The organism is Paractinoplanes tereljensis (assembly GCF_016862435.1).
In the GTDB taxonomy this organism is placed as follows: domain Bacteria; phylum Actinomycetota; class Actinomycetes; order Mycobacteriales; family Micromonosporaceae; genus Actinoplanes; species Actinoplanes tereljensis.
Map to the genome: position 1 here is coordinate 134671 of NZ_BOMY01000020.1, position 24318 is coordinate 158988.

Annotated in this window: 21 protein-coding genes and 1 pseudogene; 11 read left to right on the plus strand and 11 right to left on the minus strand. The window is 71.1% G+C overall.

All coding sequences use genetic code 11. The features are described from left to right. Positions 1–16: 16 nt before the first annotated feature. Positions 17–1294 (minus strand): cytochrome P450, encoded by a 1278-nt coding sequence (locus tag Ate02nite_RS14065; protein ID WP_203805370.1) that lies wholly within the window; start codon positions 1292–1294, stop codon positions 17–19. Between the two features lie 185 nt (positions 1295–1479). On the opposite strand from Ate02nite_RS14065, the gene Ate02nite_RS14070 reads away from it, so the two are divergent. Beyond that, positions 1480–2169, plus strand: coding sequence for an endonuclease V (locus Ate02nite_RS14070; protein WP_203805372.1), 690 nt, complete (start codon positions 1480–1482; stop codon positions 2167–2169). A 7-nt stretch (positions 2170–2176) separates the two neighbouring features. On the opposite strand, the gene Ate02nite_RS14075 is transcribed toward Ate02nite_RS14070, so the two are convergent. Next, entirely contained in the window at positions 2177–3037 is an 861-nt protein-coding gene (locus Ate02nite_RS14075) for an SDR family NAD(P)-dependent oxidoreductase (protein ID WP_203805374.1), read from the minus strand. Positions 3038–3164: 127 nt separating this feature from the next. Between Ate02nite_RS14075 and Ate02nite_RS14080 the strand changes: the two genes are divergently transcribed. Further along, positions 3165–3731 carry a TetR/AcrR family transcriptional regulator gene (locus Ate02nite_RS14080; RefSeq protein WP_203805376.1) on the plus strand — a complete coding sequence of 189 codons (567 nt, stop codon included), beginning with the start codon at positions 3165–3167 and terminating at the stop codon, positions 3729–3731. A gap of 19 nt (positions 3732–3750) precedes the next feature. Here the strand turns inward: Ate02nite_RS14080 and Ate02nite_RS14085 are convergent, their stop codons facing one another. Further along, positions 3751–5265 carry a lysyl oxidase family protein gene (locus Ate02nite_RS14085; protein WP_203805378.1) on the minus strand — a complete coding sequence of 505 codons (1515 nt, stop codon included), beginning with the start codon at positions 5263–5265 and terminating at the stop codon, positions 3751–3753. A 193-nt stretch (positions 5266–5458) separates the two neighbouring features. Between Ate02nite_RS14085 and Ate02nite_RS14090 the strand changes: the two genes are divergently transcribed. Next, positions 5459–6478, plus strand: a complete 1020-nt coding sequence (locus Ate02nite_RS14090; RefSeq protein WP_203805380.1) for a M48 family metallopeptidase — start codon at positions 5459–5461, stop codon at positions 6476–6478. Here Ate02nite_RS14090 and Ate02nite_RS14095 read toward each other — a convergent pair. Beyond that, positions 6465–8393, minus strand: a complete 1929-nt coding sequence (locus Ate02nite_RS14095; protein WP_203805382.1) for an acyl-CoA dehydrogenase family protein — start codon at positions 8391–8393, stop codon at positions 6465–6467. The genes Ate02nite_RS14090 and Ate02nite_RS14095 overlap by 14 nt on opposite strands. 37 nt (positions 8394–8430) lie before the next feature. On the opposite strand from Ate02nite_RS14095, the gene Ate02nite_RS14100 reads away from it, so the two are divergent. Beyond that, entirely contained in the window at positions 8431–9051 is a 621-nt protein-coding gene (locus Ate02nite_RS14100) for a TetR/AcrR family transcriptional regulator (protein ID WP_203805384.1), read from the plus strand. On the opposite strand, the gene Ate02nite_RS14105 is transcribed toward Ate02nite_RS14100, so the two are convergent. Together Ate02nite_RS14105 and Ate02nite_RS14110 are read right to left on the minus strand one after the other, a co-directional pair. After that, positions 9035–10003, minus strand: a complete 969-nt coding sequence (locus Ate02nite_RS14105; protein WP_203805386.1) for a CU044_5270 family protein — start codon at positions 10001–10003, stop codon at positions 9035–9037. The genes Ate02nite_RS14100 and Ate02nite_RS14105 overlap by 17 nt on opposite strands. Continuing rightward, positions 10000–10305 (minus strand): annotated as a pseudogene (locus Ate02nite_RS14110) (RNA polymerase sigma factor); the annotation flags it as partial. The gene Ate02nite_RS14105 and the pseudogene Ate02nite_RS14110, both read right to left, overlap by 4 nt. A 112-nt stretch (positions 10306–10417) precedes the next feature. Between Ate02nite_RS14110 and Ate02nite_RS14115 the strand changes: the two are divergent. Beyond that, entirely contained in the window at positions 10418–10744 is a 327-nt protein-coding gene (locus Ate02nite_RS14115; protein WP_203805388.1) for a PadR family transcriptional regulator, read from the plus strand. Then, a complete protein-coding gene (locus Ate02nite_RS14120) occupies positions 10741–11790 on the plus strand; it encodes a hypothetical protein (RefSeq protein WP_203805390.1) in 1050 nt (349 codons plus the stop codon). Before Ate02nite_RS14115 ends, Ate02nite_RS14120 begins: the two co-directional genes overlap by 4 nt. On the opposite strand, the gene Ate02nite_RS14125 is transcribed toward Ate02nite_RS14120, so the two are convergent. Beyond that, complete coding sequence (locus tag Ate02nite_RS14125; RefSeq protein WP_203805392.1) at positions 11744–12481, minus strand: SDR family NAD(P)-dependent oxidoreductase; 738 nt, start codon at positions 12479–12481, stop codon at positions 11744–11746. The genes Ate02nite_RS14120 and Ate02nite_RS14125 overlap by 47 nt on opposite strands. A gap of 74 nt (positions 12482–12555) precedes the next feature. On the opposite strand from Ate02nite_RS14125, the gene Ate02nite_RS14130 reads away from it, so the two are divergent. Beyond that, complete coding sequence (locus Ate02nite_RS14130) at positions 12556–13053, plus strand: TetR/AcrR family transcriptional regulator (protein ID WP_239147393.1); 498 nt, start codon at positions 12556–12558, stop codon at positions 13051–13053. Here Ate02nite_RS14130 and Ate02nite_RS14135 read toward each other — a convergent pair. The 4 genes from Ate02nite_RS14135 to Ate02nite_RS14150 form a co-directional block, all read right to left on the minus strand. Continuing rightward, positions 13019–17506 carry a toll/interleukin-1 receptor domain-containing protein gene (locus tag Ate02nite_RS14135; protein WP_203805394.1) on the minus strand — a complete coding sequence of 1496 codons (4488 nt, stop codon included), beginning with the start codon at positions 17504–17506 and terminating at the stop codon, positions 13019–13021. The genes Ate02nite_RS14130 and Ate02nite_RS14135 overlap by 35 nt on opposite strands. A 68-nt stretch (positions 17507–17574) precedes the next feature. Continuing rightward, positions 17575–18123: a DoxX family protein gene (locus Ate02nite_RS14140; RefSeq protein WP_203805396.1), complete on the minus strand. Its 549-nt coding sequence runs from the start codon at positions 18121–18123 to the stop codon at positions 17575–17577. A gap of 104 nt (positions 18124–18227) precedes the next feature. Then, positions 18228–19691, minus strand: a complete 1464-nt coding sequence (locus tag Ate02nite_RS14145; RefSeq protein WP_203805398.1) for an aldehyde dehydrogenase family protein — start codon at positions 19689–19691, stop codon at positions 18228–18230. Positions 19692–19754: 63 nt separating this feature from the next. After that, positions 19755–20549 carry an IclR family transcriptional regulator gene (locus Ate02nite_RS14150; protein WP_203805400.1) on the minus strand — a complete coding sequence of 265 codons (795 nt, stop codon included), beginning with the start codon at positions 20547–20549 and terminating at the stop codon, positions 19755–19757. A 161-nt stretch (positions 20550–20710) separates the two neighbouring features. Between Ate02nite_RS14150 and Ate02nite_RS14155 the strand changes: the two genes are divergently transcribed. Genes Ate02nite_RS14155 through Ate02nite_RS14170 form a run of 4 tightly spaced genes read left to right on the plus strand, consistent with a single transcriptional unit; the run spans position 20711 to position 24247 of the window. After that, complete coding sequence (locus tag Ate02nite_RS14155) at positions 20711–21931, plus strand: ABC transporter substrate-binding protein (RefSeq protein WP_239147394.1); 1221 nt, start codon at positions 20711–20713, stop codon at positions 21929–21931. Continuing rightward, entirely contained in the window at positions 21928–22653 is a 726-nt protein-coding gene (locus Ate02nite_RS14160; protein ID WP_203805404.1) for an ABC transporter ATP-binding protein, read from the plus strand. The genes Ate02nite_RS14155 and Ate02nite_RS14160 overlap by 4 nt, the downstream gene beginning before the upstream one ends. Beyond that, entirely contained in the window at positions 22650–23366 is a 717-nt protein-coding gene (locus Ate02nite_RS14165) for an ABC transporter ATP-binding protein (protein ID WP_203805406.1), read from the plus strand. Before Ate02nite_RS14160 ends, Ate02nite_RS14165 begins: the two co-directional genes overlap by 4 nt. Next, on the plus strand, positions 23363–24247 hold the full coding sequence (locus tag Ate02nite_RS14170) for a branched-chain amino acid ABC transporter permease (protein ID WP_203805408.1): 885 nt from the start codon (positions 23363–23365) through the stop codon (positions 24245–24247). The genes Ate02nite_RS14165 and Ate02nite_RS14170 overlap by 4 nt, the downstream gene beginning before the upstream one ends. Positions 24248–24318 lie beyond the last annotated feature (71 nt).

Consider the following 24318-nt stretch of genomic DNA (forward strand, 5'->3'; position numbering starts at 1 on the left):
CCGGGCGGCTTGTTTGCTATCGGCCCAGGTCTACCGGCAACTCATCAAGACCGAAAACGATCGAAGCCCGGCGGAACTTCAGCTCGGCGGGCGGCACCGCCGGCGACATCGCCGGAAAACGACGGACCAGAGCCGGGTACGCGACCCGCAGTTCCATCCGGGCCAGCTCCGCCCCGATGCACCGGTGGATCCCGTACCCGAAGGCCATGTGTGACCGGTTCGCGGCCCGGTCCGGGTCGATCAGCTGCGGGTCCGGCCCGAACCGGGCATCCCGGTCGGCACCGGACAGCGAGCACATCACCACGTCACCGGCCCGGATCTCGGCGTCCCCGATCCGGACGTCGTTGACCGCGATCCGGGGGAACGCCACCTGCACCACGGTCAGGTACCGCAGCAACTCCTCCACCATCGCGTCGACGTCGACGCCGGCCCGCATCTTGCCGGCCATCACCGGGTTGGTCATCAGCACCAGCGCACCCAGCGCGATCATGCTGGCGCTGGTCTCCAGCCCGCCGGTGAGCACCCCGTCGGCGACCCCGGCCAGCTCCCGGTCGTCGATGTCGTCGCCGTGCGCCTTGATCAGCGCGCCGAGCAGCCCCTCCCCCGGTTCCCGGCGCTGCTGCTCGACCAGCCCGCCGATGTAGTCGAGCGAGTCGCTGATCGCGCCGAGCGCCGCGTCGCCGCCGGCCCCGAGGTCGAACCGGGTGGTGCTGAGCTCCTGGAAGTACTCCCGGTCGGCGTACGGGACGCCGAGCAGCTCACAGATGGTGAGCGCCGGAATCGGCAGGGCGAACTCGTGCCACAGGTCGACCGGCCCGTCGGCGGCATCGAGGGCGTCGAGCCGACCGGCCACGATCGCCTCGATCCGCGGCTGCAGCCGGGCCAGCCGCCGCATGGTGAACTCCGGGGTGAGCATCTTGCGCAGCCGGGTGTGGTCCGGCGGGTCGGCGAACCCGAGACCACCCGGGTTCTGTTCCATCCCGATGCCGATCTTCCCGGCGAACTTGGCGAAGTCGTTGCTGTAACCGTCGACGCTGCCCAGCACCGCCTTCACCGGTTCGTACCCGGTGACCAGCCAGGCCCGGATGCCGAACGGCACCGGCAGCCGGGTGACCGGCTTCTCCGCGCGCCAGCGGTCCATCTGCGGCACCGGGTCGAGCCCGTCCCGATGTAGCGGCCAGAGAATCTTGTCGGGCAACATGGAAAGACCCGCGTACGGCCCGTTCCCCCCGGTGAACCGGCGTGCGACCAGGCCCAGCACCTGTGACCGCACCGCCGAGACCATCGATGTCATGCCCACCGCGTTCCTCCACCCCTCGCGTGTTCGGAGCATGATCACACGCGTCCCTCGGTTTTCACCGCAGTGCCGCCATGAAAATCCTCACTCACCGGCGGAGCGGTGTCTGCGTCCGGCGGGATTCTCACCCGGGCCGGGCCGATGCGACGGACAGCCAGTCGGCGTGGTGGGATGCACGACCTATGAATCCCGTGCCCTTCGAGCTGCCGGCGGACGCCGCGGACGGCGAACGCATCCAGGACGAGCTGCGGAAACGCCTGATACTCCCGACCGGCCGGGCCGGCCCGCCGGCCACCGTGACCGGCCTGGACATCTCGTACGCGGTGGGCAGCCGGCACGCGGTGGCGGCGGCGGTGACGATCGGCGTCGACGACCTGAAGGGCCGCGAGGTCGCGGTGGCGGAGGGAGACATCTCTTTCCCGTACGTGCCGGGCCTGCTCGCCTTCCGCGAGTTGCCCCTGCTGCTGGCGGCCATCGCCAAGCTGAAGGTTTCGCCGGAGGTCCTGGTCTGCGACGGCTACGGCATCGCCCACCCGCGCCGCTTCGGCCTGGCGTCCCACCTTGGTGTCCTACTTGATCGCCCGTCGTTCGGCGTAGCCAAGAACGACTTCATCGGCACCCACGACGAGCCCGGCCCGCGCCGGGGTGAGTGGTCCGCCCTGACCGAGAACGGTGAGCTGCTGGGGCGGGCGGTCCGCACCCAGTCCAACGTGAAGCCGGTGTACGTCTCGGTGGGCCACCGGATCAGCCTGGCCGACGCCACCGACCTGGCGATAGCGCTGAGCCCGAAGTTCCGCATCCCCGAGCCCACCCGCCAGGCCGACATCATCTCCCGCGAGATCCTCCGCGACAGCCGCCACGGCCTGGACTGACGATCGGCTAGCGGGCCGCGGTGAAGGCCGCCACACCCATCTCGGCGGTCACGGCGGCGGCCGCCGCATCCGCGGCCCGGTTGAACGCCGCGACGGCCCGGTGCTGGGCGTCGGGGGCGACCACCGTCCGGCGCGGTCGCTCGCCGTTCGGCGTCTCGACCAGCCGCACGACCGCGTCGGAGACCTCCCGTGCGTCGGCGGGGGTCTGTCCCGCGTGGCCGGTGATCGCGGCCACGTAGCCGCCGAACGCGGTGCCGTAGGGCGCCATCCGCTCGTGATCGGCCGGCATGGTGGCGTTGACGCCGATGTTGGTCGGATACGAGGCCGGGTCGAGGATGATCGACTCCACGCCGAACGGGGCCAGCTCGTCGTGCCAGGCCTCGGTCAGGGCGGCGAGCGCGGCCTTGCTCGCCGCGTACAGGCCGCTGAACGGCACCGTCACCCGGGCGGCGACGGAGCCGATCTGGATGAGCGCCCCGCTGCCCTGTTCGCGCAGGTGCGGCAGGGCCGCCCGGTTGACGCGCAACGCCCCGAGCACGTTCACGTCGAACTGCCGCTGCGCCTCCGCCGCGGTGAACGACTCGACCGGGCCCACGAAGATCCCGCCGGCGTTGTTCACCACCACGTCGAGGCGCCCGGCCGCCCGCACCACCGCCGCGACGGCCCGGTCCGCGGAATCCTGGTCGGTGACGTCGAGCTCGACCACCTGCAGGCCGGCACCCTCGAGCGAGGCCGCCGCCTTCTCGTTGCGGCCGCGCACCTCACGTAGGCCGGCGAAGACGCGGTGTCCGCGCCGGGCCAGGGTCTCGGCGATCAGCCGGCCAAATCCGCTGCTCGCCCCAGTTACCAGAACTACCTGACCAGTCATCGTCTGCCTCCTGGATCGAAGTGGGGTGGCACCCCGTTTCGATCGCAAGGCTATCCGGGGTGGCCCCCCGTTTGTCAACCGGCTACGATTCGGGCCACAGCGAAACGCCACGATCAGGAGAGACTCGGTGCCGGACACGCGATCATTGCGGTCGGACGCACGACGCAACTACGAGTTGATCGTGGCGGCGGCGGTTGCCGAGGTGGCGCGCTCCGGGGCGGACGCCTCACTGGAGAAGATCGCGCGCGATGCCGGCGTCGGCTCGGCCACCCTCCACCGGCACTTCCCGAGCCGCCAGGCGCTGCTCGAAGCCGTGTTCCACGACCGCGTCGAGGGCCTCTGCGCGCAGGCGCGCGAGCTGGCCACGGCGGCCGAACCCGCGCGGGCGCTGGCCGACTGGCTCCGGGCCCTGGCCGTCCACGGCGCCACCGCCCGCGGCCTAGCGGCGTCACTGCTCGCGTCCGCCCGAGAGCCGGCGCCGCCGTCCTCCTCCACCTGCGAGTTCATGCTGCGCGACGCCGGGGGCGCACTGCTGCGACGGGCTCAGGAGGCCGGCACCGTCCGCCCCGAGGTAACCATGGACGACCTGCTCACCATGGTCAACGCAGTCTCCCTGGCCACCGAGGACGGCCCACACGCCGAGCGGCTCGTAACGCTGGCGATCGACGGCATCCACCCGGCCCCGGCCCGGTAAGGGCCGGGGCCGGGGCCGGTCAGCCCGGGATGCCGTTGACCGGGGGGACGGTCACGGTGCGGTTGTCGGGGGTGCCGCCCAGGATGATCTGGCGCAGCGCTGAGTTGTTGGTGGTGCTCAGCTCGGCGAGCTTGTTGGCCGGGTTGGCCAGCACCTGGATGTAGTACGTGCCGTTCGGCAGGTCGGTGATCTCGAACGACTGGCCGGGGCGGCTCTGGCTGTAGGTGTCGCCGTTGCCGATGTCGAGGACCTCACGGACGGCGATCACCGTGTTGGCGCCGCACGACGTGGAGAGGTCGGTGTTGTCGGGACGCCACTTGGCGTTCGGGATGGTGTAGTCGACGGCGTCCGTGTTGGCCAGGCAGAACGCCTCCTTGCCGCTGCGTTCCACCTGCTTCTGGTCGGCGCCGAGCAGGTTGTACTGGGCGAAGTCGGTGAAGTGCCAGTGCTTGTGGCCCTCCCGGTTGTCCCACTCCATCGTGCCGGCCTGCACCGAGCCGACCTGGTTGCCCTTGGCGTCGAAGAAGTACTGGTACGCGTCCATCAGCTCGGTGCCGGTACGCCGGAACCCGTCCACGAGCAGGGGCGACGTACCCCCGTTCCACACCGTTGCGCCGAAGTTGACGTACCACTTCTGGTCTTCTTCCTGGGAGATCGAGATGCCCCAGGCCGGCAGCGACTTGAGGTCGGGGCGCGGCCCGGCGGCGGGTTTGGCCTTGAGCGTGGCAGGCCGCTTGGCCGGCGCCCGGAGTTCCGGCCGGAACGCACTGACCTGCTCGCCGGCGTTCGGGTTGTCGGCCTCGGGAGCATTCGCGGCCTTGACCGAGGCGAGCGATTTGCCGTTTTTGTCGCCGTCGACGACGGTGAGGTCGACATTGACCGTGGACTGCTCGGCCGGAATGCCGAACAGCTTCTGGTAGTCCGGGTTGACCGTCGCGGTCACCGAGTAGCTGCCGAGCGGCAGGTCGAAGTTCTCGACCGCCGGCTGGACGTTGACGTCCGAGTCCCAGCCGGCCTGCACGCCCCACACCGCGCCGAGCGCGAACGGGTTCTCGCCGCCGCACATCGTGGGGTACGGCGTGGTGGCCGGGGCGTCCGGCCGGGTGCGGGCCGAGCCCCAGGTGTTGCCGCAGAACGACGTCTTGTAGGAGGTGACCACCTGACCGGCCGGGTCCTTGATGGTGATCGCGGTGAAGTCCTTGAGGCCGGTGAAGTCGGTGACCATGCCGGCCGGCAGCGCCACCTTCTTGGTCTTGCCGTTCTGCACCACGACCCGCTCGGCGGTGATCGGCTTGTCGTAGCCGGTGCGCTTCGCCCAGATCTCGAACGGGTCCTTGCCGGCGATCACGTGCAGGCCGAGGTCGAAGTACAGGTAGACCTCGTCGCCCCAGACGTAACGCTCGGCGGTGACCGCCTTGGTCGCCGCCACGAACTGCAGCGGCGGCGGGCTGGTGGCCGCCTGCGCGATGCCCACGCCGGTGGCCGTGAGCACCAGAACCGTGGCGGCGGCGCCACGGGTCAGAAGCTTCCTCATTGATGTCCCTCTCGGTGGGGAGTCCTGTCGGGGGACCATCCAAAGGGGACACCTGTGTAGCGGCTGTGAAGTTTTACATCGGTTGGCACGAATACGGGATGGTCACGGTCCTCGGCCGAAAGTCATAGCCGGGGGCGGTAAATCCAGCTCAGGGCGGATGCCCGGGCTTGCGCGGGTAAGGGAGGCTTCGGCCATGACGATCGATGACGAGAATCGGCCCGAGCGGCAGCGGGTGACGCTGACCGGCATCAGCTCCCGGGCCTGGGAGCACCCCGCCGACCGGGGTGCGCTGACCGCCCTGCGCGAGCTGCGCGGCTTTGACGACCTGGTGAAGGCGTTCTTCGGCATGTGGAACGAGCGGGGGTTCCGCCTGTCGTACCTCGCCGGGGCGATCCGGGTCGACCACCGGCAGTACCCGCGGGTCTTTCAGCGCTACACCGAGGCGGCCCGCGCGCTCGACGTGGAGAACCTCCCCGAGCTGTACGTCGAGCAGGCCCCGATCATCAGCTCGAAGGCGATCGGCATGGATAAGCCGTTCGTGGTGATCAGCACGGCCGCCGTGGAGAAGCTCGACGACGAGGAGTTGCGCACCCTGCTGGGCCGGGAGCTCGGCCACGTGCGCAGCGGGCACGCCGTCTACCAGACGATCATGACGATCCTGACCCGCTGGGTCACCAACATCAGCTGGATCCCGGTGGGCGCGCTGGCGCTGCGGGCGATCATCGTGGCGATGTACGAGTGGTGGCGCAAGGCCGAGCTGTCCGCCGACCGGGCCGGGCTGCTCGCCGCGCAGGACCAGTCGGCGTCGATCCGGCTGTTCATGAAGTCGGCCGGCGGTGGCGACCTGTCGCAGATCGACACGGCCGCGTTCCTGGAGCAGGCGGCGGAGTACGAGGGTGGCGGCGACCTGCGGGACAGCATCCACAAGCTGGGCATGACCGCGTTCAACAGCGAGCCTTTCCCGGTGGCCCGGGCGGCCGAGCTGCGCCGCTGGGTGGACTCCGGCGAGTACGCCCGGATTCTGGAGGGCGACTACCCGCGCCGCGACGACGACCGGAACGCCTCGGTGACCGAGGACGTGAAGGCCGCCGCCGCGCACTACCGGGACAGCTTCCGCGACTCGGAGGACCCCCTGGTGAAGGTGGTCCGCAGGGTCGGCGGCGGGGCCGCCAACCTGGCCGGGTCGGCCAGAGATTGGGTCAGCGGACGCTGAGGTCGTGGGCCGCCATGTCTTCCTGGCGGCCCCCTTCCTCACGCAGGATGGCGGCGTTCAGCCACTCCTCGGGGATGGCGAACGCGTCGACCAGCTCGCGCATGTGCGGCCGGAGCTGCTTGAGCAGGTCGTTGACCTTCGCGGTGACCGCCTTGGCCCGGGCCGGGGTGAGCCGGCCGTGCTCGAGATACCAGCCCTTGTTCGCCTCGATGACCGTCAGGGCGTACAGATCGCACATCTTTTCCAGCAGTGGCTCATCAGCAGCGTGGGCGACGAACGCCTCCAGGACCACCCGGTCGACGTGCGCCTTGGCCACCGACAGGACGTGGTCCTGGACGTCGTTGAAGATGTCGAACTGCCGGTCCCGCTTCTGCGCGGCACCCCCGCGCAGCCGCCGGATCACCCCGTCGAGCTGGTGCTTCTCCCGGTCCTCGAACATCCGCAGATGCCAGCCCCGGTCGGTGAGCGCGACCTCCTCGTCCCGCCCCGGCACCGCGTCGACAAGCCTTTGAATCAAAGACCTTGCGGCCGTACGCTCCAGAACCATCTCGCGCACCTGCTCGGCGACGAACTGGGCCCGCCCCCACCCGTCGAGCGAGCCGAACGCGTCCCGATAGCCGGTGAGCAGCCCCTTCGCGACCAGCTGCAGCAGCACGGTGTTGTCGCCCTCGAACGTGGTGAACACGTCGGTGTCGGCCTTGAGCCCGGGCAGCCGGTTCTCGGCCAGGTAGCCGGCCCCGCCGCAGGCCTCCCGGCAGAGCTGGATGGTGTGCGTGGCGTGCCAGGTCTGCACGGCCTTCAGCCCGGCCGCCCGCGACTCCAGCTCCCGCTGCCGGTGCTCGTCGACCGCCCCGGCCGCGGTCTGCACCTCGTGCAGGGCGACGACCAGCTCCTCCTGGGCGAACGTCAGCGCGTAGGTGTGCGCCAGCGCGACAAGCAGTTTGCGCTGGTGGACCAGGTAGTCGTTGATGACGATCTCGCGCTCTTCGCCGGGTGCCGCGAACTGCCGGCGCAGCTCGCCGTACCGGACGGCGATGGTCAGCGCGCTCTTGGTCGCCGAGGACGACGACCCACCGACCACCACCCGCCCGCGCACGAGCGTGCCGAGCATGGTGAAGAACCGCCGGGTGTCGTTCTCGATCGAGCTCGTATAGACCCCGTCCGCACTCACCTGACCATATCGATCAAGGAGCATCTCCAAAGGCACGGATACGTGGGAGAAGGAGATCCGGCCGTTGTCCACGCCGAGCAGACCCGCCTTGTGGCCGTCGTCGCCGATCGTCACGCCCGGCAGCGGATTGCCCTGCTCGTCGCGGATCGGCACCAGCCAGGCGTGCACGCCGTAACCCTTGCCCCCGGTGATCAGCTGGGCGAACACGACCGCCATCCGGCCGTCCCGGGCCGCGTTGCCGATGTAGTCCTTGCGGGCCGCCTCGTGCGGCGTGTGCAGGTCGAACGTGCCGGTCACCGGGTCATAGGTGCACGTCGTGCGCAGCTGCTGGACGTCCGAGCCGTGCCCGGTCTCGGTCATCGCGAAGCAGCCCATCAGCTTCGCCGAGATGATGTCCGGCAGGTAGGCCGCGTGGTGCCGCTCGCTGCCCAGGGCCACCACCGCCCCGCCGAACAGCCCCCACTGCACGCCGGCCTTGACCATCAGCGACAGGTCGAGCTGGGCCAGCATCTCGGCCGCCACCACCGAGCCGCCGGGGTCGGCGCTACCGCCGTACTCCTTGGGGAAGCCCGCGGCCACGCCCGGATCGGTGGGCAGCTCGGTGATCAACCGGGAGACGCGCTCCCGGGCCTGCTCGATCGTCTCGCCGGGCACCGCGACGAAGTGTGAACCGGCGAGCTGCTTGCGAGCCTCCTGGCGCACGTGCGCCCAGCGACCGTCGAGTGCGTCCTGAAGACCCGTCATGGGTACGGACTGTACCCAGTGCACTAGGGTTCGGTCTGTGAAACGGGACACGATCGCGGCGCGCCGCGCCGCGGCCACCGATGACCGGCGAAGGCGCATCGTCGAGGCCGCGGTCCGAGCCATCGAGGCGTACGGGACGGAAGCGGGCCTGGGTGCGATAGCCGACCAGGCCGGGGTCCCCCGCCCGCACGTGTACCGGCACTTCACCGGCAAGGACGACCTCGACCAGGAGGTCGGCCGGCACGCCGCGCGCGAGCTGAGCGCCTGGATCCGGCCGTCGCTGACCGCTCGCGGAACCCCGGCGTCGGTGATCCACGGCCTGATCGAGCGGGTCGTGCAGTGGGCGGTCGAGCACCCCAACCTCTACCGCTTCCGGGCCCGGCTCGGCTCCCCCGCCGCGGTCGACGAACTGGTCGACGCCCTGGCCGGCTATCTGCGGGCGGCCGGTTACGACACCCGCCCGCCGGCCTACGTGGTGGCCGGCCTGATCGGGGTGGTCGACGCGGCCGTCCTGTGGTGGCTGGACCACCCCGACGAGACCGGCCGCGCCGCCCTGACCGACTGGCTGGCCGACCAGGTGTGGGTGGTCCTGGCCGACATGCTGCGCCGCATCGGCCACCCGTTCGACCCGGCCGCCACGATCAACCCGCTGTCCTGACCACCCGGTAGGTCACCGAGCTGGACGAGACGACCGTGCCGGCCGGAATGCCGTCCCGGTCCCGGGTCAGCCGGGTGCGCTCACCGATGAACGCGCCGCTCACCGGGTCGATGACGATCTCCCGCCGTTCGCCGGCGGCCGCGATGCCCAACGCCGTGCCGGTGCGACCGTCCAGGGTGGTGGTGCGCTCGGTGATGGTCAGCGTAGGCAGCAACGCCAGTGCTCGATAGAGAGCCGCCCGCAGGTCGGCCGGGAGCAGCCCGCTGCGCAGCGCGTCGGCGACGTAGACCAGCACCTCCTGGTCGGGGTCCTGGCCGTGCCCGTCGGTCTCCCGGCGCAGCTGGTCGAAGAGCCGGCGCGAATCGCGGGTCAGGCCGTCGACGAACGAGTCCGTGGGCTCCTGCCAGTTGCCGGGGCGGTCGCACGAGTCCACGCCGGGCTGCGGAAAGAAGTCGCCACAGCGGCCGCGCCAGGTTTCCGGTGCCGCAATGCCATCATCCGGTCCGGGCCGCCCGTCCGGATAGGTTCGCTCACCGGTGTCGGACCGGCGAAGCACCCACTCGCCGGCCGGGTCGGCCGGAACCCACGTTTCGAGGCGCAGGCCGAACCGGTAGGGCGCGGCCGAGCCGTAGGCCATGTTCAGTTCATGTCGGTCGATGTACCGGAACTGGCCGGCCGGCACCAGCGCGTCCGGGTTCGCACTCTGCGCGTCCGCGGCCAGTGACAGCGTGTGCGCCACCTCGACCATCGCGCCCGGCCGGTCCCGTGTCATGACCGCCATGACGACGATGGCGATCAGGACGGCGACGGCCGCCGCGGCGAGCACTTTCCCCGGCGTACGCCTGCGGGTCTCGGATGGTGAAAGAACGCGGGCCCGAGCCCGCCGCAGCGAGAGTTCGTCCAGCTCAGCTGGCGGGTAAAGGTCCTGGAGGGCTTCGTCGAGGTCGGTCATGACTCGCCTTTCACCGCGGGGAGGGTGGCGCGCAGCGTGCGCCGCACGCGATGCATCCGGGACCGGACGGTCCCTTCCGGAATGCCGAGCGCGGCGCCGATCTCCCGGGCGCCGAACCCGGCCAGGCTGCTGAGCAGCAAGACCTCGCGGTCACCATCGGAGAGTGCGGCAATTGCCGCGGCCAGCTGCCCAAGATGGGTACGGGCATCAAGCCGTTCATCGGTACGGGCATGGCCGTCCTCGATGTCGGCCCGAGCCGACCTGGCGGGCGAGATAGCGCCACAGCCCCGGGGCGTGCTCGTCGAACGCCGCCTCGATCCTCATACCCTGTCTTGCCAGAACCGGCCGCGCGCGTTCACGCCGACCTTGATAGTACGGTTGACGATATATACCGGCCCCGGTAACGTCGGCGGCATGCAAGAGCCCACGTTTCTCATTCTCACCGCGCTGGCGGCGGAACCCCTGCACGGCTATGGGGTAATCCTGTCCGTTGCCGCGCTGTCCGGCGGCGACGTCAAGTTGCGGGCCGGCACGCTCTACGGCGCGCTCGACCGGCTCGCCGAGCAGGGGCACATCGAGGTCGACCGGGAGGAAGCGGTCGACGGGCGGCTGCGCCGTTACTACCGGCTCACCGACAGCGGCGCGGGGGCGCTGTCGGCCGAGGTCGAGCGGTTGCGGCGCAACGCGTCGGCGGCCGAGACGCAGCTGCGGCGCCGGCCGTCGTTCGGCGGTGCCGCGTGACGCTGGAAAATCAGTACCGCCGGCTGCTGCTGGCCTACCCGGGTCGCTATCGCCGGGCGCACGGCTCCGAGATCGTCACCACGCTGCTGGAGATGTCCGGCGACGGCCAGACCCGGCCCAGCCGGTCGGACGCCTGGCACCTGTTCGTCAGCGGATTGCGCCAGCGTTTCCGGCTGCCCGCGCGGCCCCTGGTCTGGGTCGCGGCGGCGCTGATCGTGGTGATCGGCGGCGGTTTCGGATCGGCGGCCGCCTCGTGGGCGGCCGAGCAGACGTTCGCGTCGCTGCCCGATGACACCACCCTGATGGCGCTGACCCACCAGGCGGCCGGCGGCGGCGACGAATACGGGTCGACCAGCTCGTCGTCGCCGTGGTGGACACCGTATGTCTCGGGCGTCGTCGACCGGCCCGGGTGGACACCCGAGCCCGCCCGGCAGACCCTCGCCGCCGACGGGTGGCAGGTCGGTGCGATCCGCGACCTCGGCGGAGCCTCCTACGACGCCGACCCGGTGACCGGCGCGATGGTCCAGGTCCCGATGCGCGGCACCCAGTTCGACGCCGTCCGGGACGGACGGCTGATGCGGGTCACCGGCTACGTCACGGCCGATCGCGGCACCATCTCGGTGATGGTGTCGCCGGCCGATACCGGGACGATGCGACCGCTGACCCTGGCCGGGGTGCTGCTCGGGCTGATCGGCGGCTGGCTGCTGGCCGCAGCCGGGGCGTACCGCCTGCTCGGGCAGCCCGGCCCGGTCCGGCGGCGCGTCGCCGCCGTCCTGTCCGCGCTGGCCATCGCCGCGCTGGTGGTTCCGGCCTTCGCGTTCTACATCAACCTGATGCGGGTGCTGGCGGCGTCCGGCGACCTCGTCAACACGGTGCACAGCGCGCTCAACCGCTCGCCGTACTGGAGTTACAGCACACCCTGGATGCTGCTGCAACTGACCATCGGGGGTGCGGTGCTGGCCGTCGCGGCCTGGCTGGTCACCGGCCGGCGCGACCCGGTCAGCGGGCTATATATCCGCCGTCGACGTAGAGCTCCGAGCCGGTGATGAACGAGGCCTGGTCGCCGGCGAGGAACACGATCGCGTCGGCGACCTCCTCGGAGCGGCCGAGCCGGCCCAGCGGGGTCACGTCGATCAGCGGGGTGCGGTCGATGTCCCCCATCAGCGGCGTCTCGATGAAGCCCGGGTGCACGCTGTTGACCCGTACGCCCAAGGGCGCCCACTCCAGCGCGACGTTCTTGGTCAGCGTGCGCACCGCGCCCTTGGCGGCGTGATACGCCGGCGAGGAACCGAAGCCGCCGGACGTTCCGAAGATCGAGGACACGTTGACGACCGCGCCCTGACTGGCCTTGAGCAGCGGTGCGGTCGCCTTCATGCCGAGGAAGACGCTGGTCTGGGTGACCGCGATGACCCGCTCGTAAGTGGCCAGCGGGGTGTCCTCAAGGATCTCCTTGTGGTCGATGCCGGCGTTGTTGACCAGCACGTCGAGCCAGCCGAACTCCTTCTCGACCAGGGCGACGGCCTCGGCCCAGCCGGCCGGGTCGGAGACGTCGAGGTGCTGGTAGAGCGCCCGCCCGCCATCCTTCTCGATCTCGGCCGCCACGTCGATGCCGAGCGCGTCCTGCACGTCGGCCACGATCACCGCCGCACCCGCCCGGGCCAGCCCGAACGCCGTCGCCCGGCCGATGCCGCTGGCCCCACCCGTCACCAGCGCGGTCTTGCCGTTCAGTGTTGCCATGACTCCGCCCTCCTCCGATATGCTTGACGATACGTCTCGTATCGTCTTTCGCCCAGCCAACCTGAGGAGTTCTGGTGGCCCGTCCGCGCACCGGCCCGAAACGCGACCCGGAGGCCCACCGTGCCGTCCTGGCCGCCACCGAGGAGTTGCTCGGCGAGATCGGCTACCACCGGGTCACCATGGAACGCATCGCCGAGCGTTCCGGCGTCGGCAAGATGACCCTGTACCGCTGGTGGCCCAACAAGGCCGCGGTGATCACCGACGCGGTCCGCGAACACCTGGCCCCGGACCCGGCGATCTCACCCGGCGACCCGATCGCGCAGCTCACGGCCCTGGTCGGCACGCTCACCCGGTACGGCGACGCGAGCGTGGTGGCCGCGGCGATGAGCTCCCGCGGCGAGGCCGGTCGGGCCGACCTGGCCGGCATCCTGCAGCCCTGGGAGTCGAACCTGATCGCGGCCCTGGACGGCGACGAGGTCACCGCGCAGGCGTGGCTGGGTTACGTGGTCTACCGCATCGTCTTCCGCCAGGAGGAGGTCACCGCGGCGGATCTGGCGAAACTGGTCGGCTGACTACCGCCTCGAACAAACTCCGGAGCACCTCCGGCGCGCTGCTACTCAGCCGGTCCAGCGGCAGGTCCTCCAGGAACGTCTCGCACAACGCCGTGGCGATCAACCGCCGGGCTCGGTCCGGGTGGCTCGCGGCGACGCCGAACAGCGCGTACGCCCGGAATTGGGGTCTCCCGATGGACAGCGCGAGCCGCCCGGCGCGATGGTGATCGCCGGCCCGGGCGAGGCCTTCGGCCAGCCGGCTCAGCACGTTGGCCTGGTCGTCCGGGTCGCGAATGTCCCGCGCGGCACGTTCGGCTCGGCCGAGGTCGCCCACCTCAACGAAGGTCAGCGCGATCCGGAAGGTGACCTGGGCCAGCAGGGGCGAAGGCGGCATGGTGCGGAGTACCTCCTCGGCGCGGGCGCCCTGGTTTGCCCCGGCGAACGCGATGGCCAGGTCGCCGAGCACCTTGAGCCCGCTCTCCGACGAGCCGATCACATGGGCCGGGCGACCGGCCCGGCGGGCGAACTGCTCGGCGTCGTCGTGGTCACCGGCCTCGATGAGAGCGGCCACGATGCCGGCGATCGCTCTCTCCCGGTAGTTCTGGTCCCGGATGACCCGGACCAGCCGCTCGGCGCCCGGACTGTCGCCGATCCGCGCGAGCGCCCCCGCGAGCACGGTCAGCGCTCGCGCCCGGTCGCCCGCGTCGGCGATCGTGCGGGCCAGCATTCCGGCCTGGTCGACCGTCCGGCGGACCCGGTCCGGATCACCCGCCCGCGCGACGGCGACCGCGAGTCCGGCCAGCGCCTGCACGCCCTCCGATCGGCCGGGCGCCTCGTTCGCGATCCGTTCGGCCCGATCGAGCTCACCTGCCTCCAGGAGCGCCTCGGCCAGACCCTGCAGCACGCGTGACCGGGCGGCCGGGCCGAGGATTCCGGCCAGCCGCTCGGCCCGGTCGAGTTCGCCGGCCCGGACGAAGACCCGCGCAAGGTTGGTCGCCGACGCCACGTCGACGTCCCTGTCGCGCAGGCCGGTGGCCAGCCGCTCGGCCCGGTCATGGTCCCCGGCCCGGGCCAGGACCACCGCCAGCACCAGCAACGCCCGCCCCTGGTGGTACGGGTCGGTGATGGTGCGGGCCAGCCGTTCGGCGCGGTCCCCGTCGCCGGTCTGCGCGATGATCATCGCAACATCGCTCAGCGCCGGCGCCCGGTCCTCCCCGGTGAGACCGCCCGCGAGTTGTTCGGCCCGGTCGACGTCGCCGGCAACGGCCAGGGCGTTCGCCAGTCCCCGCACCACCCGGTCCGCGGGGTACGACCTGGTGGTGCCACGAGCGAGCCGTTCGGCCTCGGCCGCCATCCGGCGAGCCGTCCGGTCACCGTCGATGCCGAGCAGGGCGTGTGCGAGTCCGCTCAGCGCCTCGGCCTGGTCGCCGGGGTCCCCGACGATCCGGGCCAGCCGCTCGGCCCGTTCGTATTCACCGGCGACCGTGCAGGCTTGGGCGGCACCGCGCAGCGCAGCCGCCCGGTGATGCCGATCGGGAATGCCGGTCGCGAGTTGCTCGGCCCGGTCCCATTCGCCGGCCCGGGCCATCGCCACCGCGAGATCCTCCAGCACCGGCGCCGCGTCGGGCGGGTCGATGCTCAAGGCGAGCCGTTCGGCGCGGTCGAAATCGCCGGCCCGGGTGAGCGCCGCCGCGATGCCGCTCAGCTCGCGTCCCTCATGATTCCGCATGGTGCGGGCCAGCCGCTCGGCCCGGTCGTAGTCACCGGCCTCGGTGCAGACCGTGACCACCTCGCTCAGCGCCTGCATCTGGTCGTAGGGCGCGGCGATCGACCGGGCGATCGCGATGGCCCGGTCGTAGTCCCCGATCCGGGCGACAACGCCGACGATGATGGTCAGCCGGGCCCGGCTGAACCGGCCGGCGATCTGCCGGGAATGGCGTTCGGCGTCGTCGGCCGCCGCTCGGGCCCGGTCGGTCTCGCCGGTCCGGGCGAGGACTTCGGCGATCTCGATCTGCATCCGGACCCGGCTTTCCCGGTGGGCGATGGTGGGCGCGAGCCGGTTCACCTCGCCGGTGAGCCGCCGAGCCCGGCCGAGGTCGCCGATCTCGGCGGACACTCCCGCCAGCCGGGTCAGTGCCATCACATGCAGGTAGGGATCGGTGATGGACCGGGCGATCTGTTCGGCGCGATCACCGGCACCCGCTTCGGCCAGCGCCTTGGCCACGCCGCCGAGAGCCTTCGCCTGCTGGTACGAACCGCTGATGGTGCGGGCGATCCGCTCCGCCCGATCGTGGTGGTCCGCGAGGGCATCCACGAGGTCGGTCAGGACTCCGGTCCGATCGCTCGGATCGCTCACCCCGTACGCGAACTCCTCAGCGCCGTCGCGATCGCCCGCCCGGGCGAGGGCGACCGCCAGGCCGCTCAAGGCCCGCTGATGGCGATGCGGCTCGACGTCGGCACCGACCACCCGCGCGGCGTGCGCGGCCAGCCGCCGGGCCCGGTCGTGGTGCCCGAGCCGGGCGAACTCCTCGGTGAGGCCGGCCAGTACCGCCGCGTCGTCCTCCACATCAGTGACCGCGTAGGCAACCTGCTCGGCGTCCCCCGCCACCCGCTCGGCGTCCCCGACCTCGGCCAGGGCCGCCGCGAGCCGGATCAGGGCCAGTGCCCGGGCCGCCGGCTCGGTGATCGCCCGGGCCAGTTGTTCGGCCCGGTCGGCCTGGCCGAGGCGGGCCCAGACGGCGGGCAGGCCGGGCGGGATCTCGCTGTTCCGGCTCGCGAGGCGGCCGCGGTGGAATGCCAGCCGGGCCAGTGCCGCGAGGTCGGGCGCGGGCGCGGCCAGGATCAGGTTCTGCGCCTTGGTGATCTCCACCAGGGCCGCGGTGTCCCCGCCGGACAGGTCGAGCATGCGGTCATGCCGGACCAGGTCGGTCACGCAGCCGACCGCCCGCGTGAGGTCGCCCGAGCCCAGCAGAAGATCGAAGTAGCCGCGCAGCAGGTACTCCGGAGTGTCCGGCGGCCAGCCGCTCGCGCGGTAAAGACCGGCCCACTCGTGCAGCCGCTCCCGGTAGCGGCCCAGCTGCACCGGTCCGTACGCGCGAGCCGACTCCTGCTGGATCTCCTCATGGCCGAGCACGTACACCGGCGGCTGGGTGCCGGCCGCCCAGCGCCGGTCCCGGCTGGAGAAGCTGCGGCCGGCGACCGTGGCCAGCAGCCGCTCGATGTCCCAGTCGGTCACCTCGTGCCCGGCCCGCTGGCTCAGCTCGGCCAGGTCCCGGCTGGCCAGGCCGCCGCCGGCCGCGGTGACCAGGCCCAGCACGTCCCGCTCGACCGCGGTGCCGTCGCGCAGCCGGGACAGGTCGGCGAGCATGTCGGCGTGGATCGTCGCCGCGTGCTCGGAACCGCGCAGCATCCACCGGCGCTCGGGGTCGCGCAGCGGGTGCCCGGCCGGCACGTCGGCCGGCACCGGCGGGTCCGGGCGCCCGGCGACCACGACCCGCATCCCGGCCGGCGGTTTCGCCGGCAGCAGCGCGGCGATGCTCCCGGCGTCCGGGCCGGTGGTGACCCCGCGGTCCTCGTCCAGGCCGTCGACGACGAGCAGCAGCCGCTGCCCGGCCCCGGCGCAGCGCGCGGCGGCCCGGTCGAGCAGCGACCAGTACAGCCGAGTCTGCGCCGCAGGCGTGAGGTAGGGCGGCACGGTGTGCCCGACCAGGGCCGCGAGCTGCTCGTTCACGGCTTCGACGTACGCCGCGCGGTCGCTGTTGCCGGCGTAGCGGGCGGTGACGAAGAACGACACGACCTGCACGCCGGCCGGCGGGTCGAGCACGAAGGTGGACATCAGCGCCGTCTTGCCGGTCCACGGCGCGGCCCGCCAGCACACGTACTCACCGGCGGCCGCGTCCGTGCAGAAAGCCGTCATCGCCGCGAGTTCGGCTTCGCGGCCGATCAGTTCCGGCGGCGCGATCTGCCGCACCTGCGCCAGGTAGTCCGGCGCGGCGAACACCACCGGCGCGACTGCGCCACCCGTTCCACCCGGAAAGGCGGGTGCGGTGAGCGGCTTGATGCGTTGTTGCGCCGCCGCGCGCACGGTGTCGAGTAGCACCTGCTGGGCGGTCTCGTCCGGCATCCCGAACAGGTCGGCGTGCACGATGCCGGCCAGCAACCCGTCCACCACGCAGTCCTCGACCCGGATCGGGATGAGCCGCCCGGCCAGCCCCTGCGGGTCATGGCGAAACGCGGCCAGCCACTCGGCCTCGCCGAACTCCGAGTCGTTGAGGTAGGCGTCCGAGACGACCGCGATGGTGCGCTCGGCGAACCGGGTCCCCTGGTTCATCATCCGCAGCCAGTTCGACCCCGGCACCATGTCCCACGCCTGCAGCAGCACCGAGAAGCCGGCCTCTTCCAACTGCCAGCCGATCCACTCGGCCCACACCCGGTCAGCCTGGGTGTAGGACACGAAGAAGTCCCGGCGCTCCACAGTCGATAGCGTCTCACCGCGGGCGAACACAGCGAAGCCGCCCCGGAGGGCGGCTTCGGATATTCAGTTCAGATGAGCCAGCGGTTCTTCTGCACGATCGGGAGCTTGGCCCATATCTTGCCGAGGCCCCAGGTCTGTCCGGCGTAGGTGAGAGCGAAGACGATCGCGGCCAGCGCGTAGACGACGTGGTAGTCGACGATCGGGTTCGAGCTACCCGAAGCCAGAGGCCACTCGGCCAGCCACATCATCGCCATGATCGCGGTGCCGGCTCCAGCGGCGACCCGCAGGCCGATGCCGAGGATGAGGGCGAGGCCGACGCCGAGCATGCCGAGCATGAACAGCCAGTTGGCCCAGCCGGCGCCGGCGATGTTGTGGAAGAAGCTCTGGAAGGGCCCGACCTCGACGCTGGCGAGGAAGCCCTTGGTCGGGGACCCGCCGTTGATCCAGGCTTTGGCCGAGGGGGTGCTGAACCCGAAGCCGAAGGTCTTGTCGAGGAAGGCCCAGAGGAAGACGAAGCCGGTGGCGACCCGCAGGACGGCGAGCGTGCGAGCGGCGGGCTTGGTGAGGATGGCGCCCGGAGCTTCAACAGTCTCAAGGCGGTGCGCGGTGGTGGTCATCGTTGCCTCCGGGGTCTCTTTATCTCTCACCACTGAGATTCCTCTGCGGCGAGAGACAAGACCCGGGCTGAAATTCCTGAAACGGCGGGACCAAAGTCCCGTGCTCAGAACGGGAAGGCCGCCGGCTGGCTGCGCATCGTCACCCAGCGGGTTTCGGTGAAGGCGTCGATGTTCGCCTCGGCGCCGCCGAAGCGGGAGCCGGTGCCGGAGGCCCCGGTGCCACCGAACGGGGCGTTGGCCTCGTCGTTCACCGTCTGGTCGTTGATGTGCACGATGCCGGTGGGGATCCGGTCGGCCAGTTCGAAGCCGCGCATCGCGTCGCGGGTGACGATGCCCAGGGACAGGCCGTACTCGGTGTCGGTGGCCAGCGCGATCGCCTCGTCGATGGTGCCGAAGCGGGCCACCGGGGCGACCGGGCCGAAGATCTCCCGGGCGAACGCGGGCGTCGACGCGGTGACGCCGGCCAGCACCGTGGGGCGGTAGAAGAGACGATCAAATTCGCCTCCGGCCGCCAGCCGTACGCCGTCGCCGACGCTTGCCGTCACGATGTCGTGGATCTTGTCGCGCTGGCCGGCGTCGATCACCGGGCCGAGTGCGACCTGCTCGCGGGCCGGGTCGCCGACCGGCAGTTTCGCCGCCTTGTCGGCCAGCCGTTCGACGAAGTCGTCGTAGATGCGCTCGTGCACCAGGTGCCGGCCGGTGGTCATGCAGATCTGGCCCTGGTGGAAGAAACTTCCCCAGGCGGCCAGGTTGACCGCGGCGTCCACGTCGGCGTCGTCCAGCACCAGCAGCGCCGAGTTGCCGCCCAGCTCCAGGTGGGCGCGCTTGAGGTGACTGCCGGCGATCGCGCCGACCCGGCGGCCCGCCTCGGTGGAACCGGTGAACGAGATGACACCGACCCGCGGGTCGGTCACCAGGGCCTCGCCGACGTCGGCGAGGCCCGGCAGGACCTGCAACAACCCGTCCGGCAGGCCGGCCTCCTGGAAGATCCGGGCCAGGATCAGACCGCCGGTCACGGCCGTCCGGGGATCGGGCTTGAGGAGTACGGCGTTGCCGAGCGCCAGAGCCGGGGCGACCGAGCGGATGCCCAGGATGATCGGCACGTTGAACGGCGAGATCACCCCGACCACCCCGACCGGGTAACGGCGGGTCAGCGACAGCCGCGGTTCCTCGCTCGGCACCAGCGTGCCGTAGGGGCGGCTGGGCAGCGCGGCGGCCTCCCAGCACTCCTGCTCGGCCACGTGCACGGCGAAGCCGGCCATCCCGGGGATCGCGCCGACCTCGCGCACGTTCCACCAGGTGATCTCCTCGGCGTGCTCGGCCCACAGCTGGGCGGCGCGCCGCAGGACGGCCGCGCGGGCACTGTGCGGCTGGGCGGCCCAGTCCTTCTGCGCGGCCGCGGCGGCCTTGGCGGCGTGCGCCACATCGGCCGGGGTGGCCAGCGCGAACTCGCCGAGACTGTCGCCGGTGGCGGGCTCGACGACCTGCATGGTGGCACCGCTTCCGGGGCGCCAGGAGCCGTTCTCGAAGATCAGGTTTTGCCAGTTGGCGGGGTCCAGCAGGGCCATCGTTGGCCTCCCTTCGAGTGGGCTGACCATAGGCCGGGATGTCGCGCCGATCAACACGCTGTTTCAGATGTTCGAACGGTAACCCAGTTGATGGGATATCTCGGCCGCGGTCCGCCGGAGCGGTCCGCCGAGCCGGTTGATCACCGGCTCGACCGAGGTGGTCCAGGTGGTCAGGTGGGCGGCCACGTTCACGGCCGCGACCACCTGGCCGGACCGGTCCCGGATCGGGGCGGCGATCGACCGCAGCCCCGGAGCCAGTTCCTCGTCGTTGACGGCGATCCCGGCCTGGCGCACCTTCGCCAGGGCGGCGACCAGCTGTTCCCGTACGGTGATCGTCTTCGGCCCGCGCCGGGCCAGGTCCATCCGGTCCAGCAGTGGCCGCAGGACCACCGGGTCGCGGTAGGCGAGCAGGACCTTCCCCATCGACGTGCAGTAGGCCGGCAGCCGCGAGCCGACGTGCAGGTTGAGATCGACGGCCAGCCCGGCCGCGCGCCGGCTGCGGCGCCGCTCGACGTAGACGATGTCGGCCCCGTCCAGCACCGCCATGCTGGCCGCGCAGCCGGTCTCGTCGGAGAGCGTCTGCAGATGCGCGGCCGCCACCCCGGTGATCTCCATCGAGCTGATCGCGGCGAACCCGAGGTCGACCACCCGCGGGCCGAGCGAGTACTTCCGGGTGTCCGGGTCCTGCTGCAGGAAACCCAGGCTGGCCAGCGTGGCCACGTAGCGGTGGGTGGTGCTGCGGTTGAGCTCGACCGCCCGGGACAGCTCGGCGATGCCCAGGACCGGCCCGTTCTCGGCGAACTCGGTGAGGATGCGCAGGCCGCGTTCGAGCGACTGGGAGAACGAGGGGGCCGTCATGCCGTCGCACTGTATCAACTGGCGTTCCGGATATTCGAACACTCGATTGACTGTGACCTGGAGCACTCCTAACTTCCTCGGCACCAGTCCACGCCGGGAGGCAATCCATGGACGTCAGTAAGACTGGAACATCCCGCCGCGATCTCCTCCGCGGAGTCTCGTTGGCGGCCGCCACTCCGCTGCTCGCCGCGTGCGGCGGGCTCGGCTCGTCGAAAAGCACCGACACCACCAGGAAAACGATAAAAATCGGCTTCGTCAGCCCGCGGACCGGAGCCACCGCCGGCTTCGGCGAGCCCGACGCGTACGTGCTGGAGCTGGCCCGGAAAGCGTTCGGCAGTGACGTGCAGATCCTCGACCGGGACAGCCAGTCCAACCCGCAGCGTTCCGCCCAGGTCGCCAACGATCTGATCAACGGCGACCAGGTCGACCTGATGCTCACCACCAGCACGCCGGAGACGGTCAACCCGGTCAGCGACGCCTGCGAGGCGGCCGGCGTCCCTTGTGTCTCCACCGTCGTCCCGTGGGAGGCCTGGTACTTCGGCCGCGGCGCCAAACCGGACGACAAGCAGGCCTACAAGTTCACGTACCACTTCTGCTTCGGGGTCGAGCAGTTCCACAACATGTACACCCACGAATGGCCGCAGGTAGCGACGAACAAGAAGGTCGGCGTGATGTGGCCGAACGACTCGGACGGCAACGCCATCCGGGCCGCGCTCGGGCCGCTGCTCAAGCAGTCCGGCTACACGATCGTCGACCCCGGCGCCTACACCGACGGCACCAACGACTTCTCCGCGCAGATCGCCCGCTTCAAGGCGGAGAAGTGCGAAATCTTCAATACGTTCCCGATCCCGCCGGACTTCGCGACGTTCTGGCGGCAGGCCGCCCAGCAGGGTTACCGGCCGAAAATCTGCCAGGTGGCGAAGACCGGCCTGTTCCCGTCCCAGGTGGAGGCGCTCGGCGACATCGGCGTCGACATCGCCGGCGGCGCGTACTGGGCGCCGACCTACCCCTACAAGTCGTCGCTGACCGGGGTCACCAGCCAGGCTCTCGGCGACGGCTACCAGGCCGCCGGCAAGCAGTGGAACCAGCAGCTCGGGCCGAGCCTCGCGCTGTTCGACGTGGCCGCCGCCGCGCTCAAGGCCGCCGACCCGAAGGACAAGCAGGCCCTGGCCAAGGCGATCGGCAGCCTCGACGTGGAGACCCCGATCGGCCGCCTGCAGTGGGGCAAGGGCCCGAACGCCAACGTGGTCGCCACCCCGATCCTCGGCGGCCAGTGGATCAAAGCCACCGACAGCCGCTACAAGGTCGAGTTCGTGCTCGTGGAGAACTCCTCCGACCCGAACGTGCCGGTCGCCGCCAAGCTGCGGGAGTACCGCGGGTGAGCACAGTTCTGGAAGGCCGCGGCCTATCGGTGCGCTTCGGCGACCTGCAAGTTCTAGAACGCGTCGACTTCGCGGTGCAGAACGGTGCCGCGGTCGGCATCGTCGGCCCGAACGGGGCGGGCAAGACCACCCTGCTCAACGTGCTGTCCGGGGCGATCCGGCCACAGCCCGGCACGGTCAGCTTTCAGGGGCGCGACGTCACCCGCACGCGCCCCGACCAGCGCTGCCGGATGGGCGTGGGGCGGGCCTTCCAGGTCCCACGCCCGTTCGGCGGGATGACCGTCCTGGAGAACGTGGTGGTCGCCGCTTCCTACGGCGGCGGCCTGAAGGGCGCCCGCGCTCACCGCCGGGCCGCCGACGTGCTGGACGAGTGCGGCCTGGCCGAGATCGCCAACCGCCGGGCGGAGAGTCTCGGCCTCCTGCACCGCAAGCGGCTGGAACTGGCCCGCTGCCTGGCGACCGGCCCGAAGGTGGTGCTGCTGGACGAGATCGGCGCCGGCCTGACCGACGCCGAGGCGGCCGACCTGGTAGCGGCCATCCGGCACATCCGGTCGTCCGGCACCGCCATCGTCTGGATCGAGCACATAGTCCACATCCTGGTCCAGGTAGTCGACCGCCTGGTCTGCATGGACACCGGCCGCGTAATAGCCGACGGCCCGCCGGCCGAGGTCCTGAAAGACGCCGTGGTGATCGACGCCTACCTCGGAAAGGCGGCCACATGACGCTGCTGCGTGCTACCGAGGTGACTGCTCGGCATGGGCTGCTGCACGCCGTACGCGGCGTCAGTTTTTCGGTCGCCGAAGGCGAAGTAGTCGCGCTGATCGGCGCCAACGGCGCCGGGAAAACCACGCTGCTGCGCACGCTGGCCGGCGCTCATCCGCTGGCCGGCGGCTCCGTCGAGTACGGCGGGGAAGACCTCGCCGGGGTTCCCGCCCACGAGCGGGTGCGCCGGGGCATCGCCCTGGTCCCCGAGGGCCGCAAGTTGTTCCCCGAGCTCACCGTCGAGGAGAACCTGCTGGTCGCGGGCCATCGAGCACGTCCCGGGCGGTGGAATCTCGACAGCGTTCTCGACGCGTTTCCGGCGCTGCGCCCGCTGCGTAACCGGCCGGCCGCGCGGCTCTCCGGCGGGCAGCAGCAGGCCACGGCCATCGCGCGAGCGCTGATGACCAACCCGAAACTCCTGCTTATCGACGAGGTCTCGCTCGGGTTGTCGCCCAAGGCCGTCGAGGAGGTGTACGCCAACCTCGCCGTCCTGCGCGACTCGGCCGCCACGATCGTGCTGGTCGAGCAGGACCTCAACCGGGCCCTGGCGTTTGCCGGCCGGGTGGTCTGCCTGCTCGAGGGCCGGGTCGTGCTGGACACCCCGACCGCCGGGGTGACCCGCGACGAGGTGGTCACCGCCTACTTCGGATTCACCGGGGCAGGTCCGGCATGAACTACGCGAACGCCGTACTCCAAGGGGTTTTTCTCGGTGGTCTCTATGCGCTTTTCGCCTGCGGCCTGTCGCTGATCTTCGGGGTCATGCGGATCATCAACCTGGCGCACGGCGACCTCGCGGTGCTCGGCGCGTTCCTGGTCTGGTCGCTGACCACGCACCTGGGCGCCGGCCCGTTCGTCGCGCTCGCCGCCGCGCTGCCGGTCATGCTGATCGTCGGCTACCTGCTGCACCGCACGATCCTGGCCCGCAGCCTGCGGGGTGGGCCGCTGACCCCGCTGCTCACCACGTTCGGCCTGGCCATCGTGATCCAGAACGCACTTCTACAGGTGTACTCCCCGGATGTGCGCTCGCTCGGCGGCGCAGCCGGCGACCTGGCCACCGGAAGCTGGCACCTGACCGAACAGATCTCCATCTCTTACCTGGGAGTTCTAATACTCTCGGCCGCCGTGTTGGTGTTGGGTGGGCTGAGCGTTCTACTACGCCGCTCGGCCTTCGGCCGCGAGATGCGGGCGACGGCCCAGGACGCCGACACCGCTGCGCTGGTCGGGGTGCCGGCCCAGTCGGTATACGCGAAGGCCACCGCAATCGCGGTGGCTACGGCCACCGTGGCCGGGGTCTTCTTGGCGATGCGCTCGACGTTCGACCCGTCCAGCGGCCCGACCCAGCTGATCTTCGCCTTCGAGGCGGTGGTGATCGGCGGCTTGGGCTCCCTGTGGGGAACGCTGTGGGGCGGCATGATCCTCGGCGTAGCCCAGACGATAGGCGCCACGATCGACCCCCAGTACTCGATCCTGGCCGGCCACCTGGTCTTCCTGATAGTCCTGGCCGGCCCCCGAGGCCGCTCGTTGTTCACCCACCGCCGAGAGGCCACCGCATGACCGCCCCGAAGGCCCTCACCATCCGGCCGGCCCCTTGCACCCCACGCGCCCTGCGCGGCGATCTTGCGGGC